Below are 3,476 nucleotides of genomic sequence, written 5' to 3'. Positions count from 1 at the left end.
TTACCCGCCCGCCGAGAACGAAGTTACCCAAGGTGCATCAAAGCCAAACCACAGAAGTATGCGACGAGAAAACCTAGGGAAGGTGCGAATAAGTATCCTATGTGCCAAAACTAAAAAATTTAGCCATTTAATATCAATAATTTAGAATGGTGTGTTTTTGTGCCAAGTGACTTGTTAGCACCTTCCCTAGTAAAAACAATGCCAGTCAGGCTTAACTGACTGGCATTAGGAATATATCCCGCTTTTTTCATGTCATCGCGACTCGGCGTTAGTCGCAGGCAACCTGCATCACCTTGATGGCCAGGCCACCGCGGGAGGTCTCGCGGTACTTGGAGTCCATGTCCTTGCCGGTGATGTACATGGTCTCGATCACCTTGTCCAGCGACACACGCGGCTTGGAGGTGCGACGCAGGGCCATGCGGGAGGCGTTGACCGCCTTCATGGCGGCGATGGCATTGCGCTCGATGCAGGGCACCTGTACCTGGCCGGCCACCGGGTCGCAGGTCAGACCCAGGTTGTGTTCCATGCCGATCTCGGCGGCTTCACAGACATGCTCGGGGCTGCCGCCCATCAGCTCGGTCAGGCCGGCGGCGGCCATGGAGCAGGAGACGCCCACTTCACCCTGGCAGCCCACTTCGGCGCCGGAGATGGATGCGTTCATCTTGTAGAGCATGCCGACGGCGGCAGCGGCCAGATAGAAGCGGGTGTACTCGTCGCGGCCCACCGGCTGGATGAACTTGTCGTAGTAGGCCAGCACGGCGGGGATGATGCCGGCGGCGCCGTTGGTCGGTGCGGTGACGACGCGGCCACCGGCGGCGTTCTCTTCACTCACCGCCAGGGCGAACATGTTGACCCAGTCCACGATGTTCATGGGATCGTTGGAGAGGTTCTCGTTGGTGGTCAGCTGGCGGTAGAGCGGGGCGGCGCGGCGCGGTACGCGCAGCGGGCCGGAGAGGACGCCCTCGGTGCGGCAGCCGCGCTCAATCCCTTCCCGCATGGTGGTCCAGATCTTGCCGAGCTTCTTGTAGATCTCTTCCGGGGTGTTGAAGCACTTCTCGTTTTCCATCATCAGGGCGGAGATGGAGAGACCACTCTGGCTGCAGTGGGCGATGAGCTCGGCGGCACTCTTGAAGGGATAGCTGACGGACATGTCGCCGCTGTCACCCTTGCCAAAGTTCTCTTCGTCGACGATGAAGCCACCGCCGATGGAGTAGTAGGTCTTGCTGTAGACGGCGTCATCTTCGATGAAGGCGGTCAGCCTCATGCCGTTTTCGTGCAGGGGCAGGGCCTCGTCATGGAAGATCATGGCGCCCTTGGGGAAGCTGACGGTGTGGCAGTGCAGGCCGATGGGCAGACGACCGGTCTGCTCCACGCGGGAGATGAATTCGGGGATGGCGTCGATGTCGACGTTCTCCGGCAGGTTGCCCGCCAGACCCATGATGATGGCGGTATCCGTGTGGTGGCCTTTGCCGGTCCAGGAGAGTGAGCCATAGACATCGACCTGGATCCGGGTGATGTCACGGATCTTGCCGCCAGCACGCAGTTCATCCACGAACTGTTTGGCTGCCTTCATGGGGCCGACAGTGTGGGAAGAGGAGGGGCCAACACCGATTTTGAAGATATCAAAAACGCTGATCATGTAACAATTACCTCAGGGTAGAAGGGGGCGCCATGCCCACTCGCAGAAAAGGGATCCATGGGACGGGTCTGTCGTCACAAAGGCCAGGGAACCGGATAACCACAGTGTAACGGTTCAATGCCTAAAAAAAGTTGAAACAGATCTATTTTTGTTGAATTCGTGGCGCGAGTATAAAATTTATTTTGATGGTTATCCATTTTGTTAAGCGCCAGACAAACGTTTTGCAAAAAAATACCCGGCGATGCCGGGTATTCGAGTGCCATATGCGGCTTTATCACAGAGGCTTAACACTCGGTGATGTTGACGGCAAGGCCGCCCCGGGCGGTCTCCTTGTACTTGGTCTTCATGTCGTTGCCGGTTTCCCACATGGTTCTGATCACCTTGTCCAGCGACACCTTGTGCTCGCCGGTGCCGCGCAGGGCGAGGCGGGCGGCATTGATCGCCTTGACCGCGCCCATGGCGTTGCGCTCGATGCAGGGCACCTGCACCAGGCCACCGACGGGATCGCAGGTCAGCCCGAGATTGTGCTCCATGCCGATCTCGGCGGCGTTCTCGACAATGGCGGGGCTGGCGCCCAGCAGCTCGGCCAGGGCACCAGCGGCCATGGAGCAGGCCACGCCGACCTCGCCCTGACAGCCCACCTCGGCCCCCGAGAGGGAGGCATTCTTCTTGTAGAGGATGCCGATGGCGGCGGCGGTGAGGAAGTACTGCATCAGCAGCTCGTCATCCACCTTGCGCACGAAGCGATCGTAATAGTGCAACACCGCGGGGATGATGCCGGCGGCACCGTTGGTCGGCGCCGTCACCACCCGGCCCCCGGCGGCGTTCTCCTCGTTGACGGCCAGCGCAAAGAGATCCACCCACTCCATCACCATCAGCGGATCCTTGTTGAAATTGGTCTCGCCACAGAGCTGGCGATAGAGGGCGGGAGCCCGGCGCTTGACCTTGAGACCGCCTGGCAGCACCCCCTCGCTCTTGCAGCCACGCTCCACACACCCCTGCATCGCCTGCCAGATCTTGCGAAGCCCGGCCTTGATCTCCGCTTCCGAGCGAAACACCTTCTCGTTGGCCAGCATCAGTCCCGAGATGGAGAGGCCGCTCTCCTGGCACTGGGCCAGCAGCTCGGCGCCGCTCTCGAAGGGATAGGGGATGGGGTGGGCGGCATCGAAGCGGGCCGCCTCTTCCCGGGCGTTGGCGAAGTGACTCTCCTCGATGATGAAACCGCCCCCGATGGAGTAGTAGGTCTGCTCGAACACAAGGGTGTCACCCTCATAGGCGCGCAGTGTCATGCCGTTGGAGTGGGCGGGAAGGGTTTTGCGCCGGTTGAAGAGGATGGCGCCGATGCGGGGAAATTCGCTGGGTTGCTCGCCGCCCAGGCAGAGGGTCTGGGTCTGCTCTACCTGGGCGAGGAAGGCGGGAATGGCCTCAATGTCCACGGATTCGGGTTCAAATCCGGCCAATCCCAGGATGATGGCCTTGCCGGTGCCGTGCCCCTTGCCGGTCTGGCCCAGTGAGCCGTAGCACTCGACGACGACGCGTCCGGTACGGGAGAGGAGTGCGTTCGCTTTGAGGGTCTGGATGAAGGCGCAGGCGGCCCGCATCGGTCCCACGGTATGGGAGGAGGAGGGGCCTATCCCGATGGAAAACATGTCGAAGACACTGATCATGACGTACTCCAATTATGGATTTCGTCTAAACATTGTAAATTTTTTGTAGTCGTTGAAAAGGGGGGAGATAGCGGGGTGTGATGGCGGTAGGGAATTGACATCCTCCCCCACCTTAGCGCTTCGCGTCACAGGAGGGGGATTCCCATTACTGGGTGATAGCTGCTCGCGCA

2 protein-coding genes are annotated in these 3,476 nt (G+C 60.1%); both read right to left on the bottom strand.

Annotation, left to right across the window (positions count from 1 at the left end; genetic code table 11):
* Positions 1-268: 268 nt before the first annotated feature.
* Positions 269-1,639: an L-serine ammonia-lyase gene (locus OKB81_RS19730; RefSeq protein ID WP_039039104.1), complete on the bottom strand. Its 1,371-nt coding sequence runs from the start codon at positions 1,637-1,639 to the stop codon at positions 269-271.
* A 284-nt stretch (positions 1,640-1,923) separates the two neighbouring features.
* Complete coding sequence (locus tag OKB81_RS19725; RefSeq protein WP_010674652.1) at positions 1,924-3,306, bottom strand: L-serine ammonia-lyase; 1,383 nt, start codon at positions 3,304-3,306, stop codon at positions 1,924-1,926.
* Between the last annotated feature and the right edge of the window lie 170 nt (positions 3,307-3,476).

The organism is Aeromonas sp. QDB56 (assembly GCF_027705505.1).
Taxonomy (GTDB): domain Bacteria; phylum Pseudomonadota; class Gammaproteobacteria; order Enterobacterales; family Aeromonadaceae; genus Aeromonas; species Aeromonas caviae.
The sequence above is the reverse complement of the archived record's forward strand: the minus strand, read 5'-3'. Positions and strand labels throughout refer to the sequence as shown.

What these genes read in the sequence shown, in the direction of transcription:
- OKB81_RS19730 (WP_039039104.1), bottom strand. Translation starts at nt 1,639, where the DNA reads ATGATCAGCGTTTTTGATATCTTCAAAATCGGTGTTGGCCCCTCCTCT.
- OKB81_RS19725 (WP_010674652.1), bottom strand. Translation starts at nt 3,306, where the DNA reads ATGATCAGTGTCTTCGACATGTTTTCCATCGGGATAGGCCCCTCCTCC.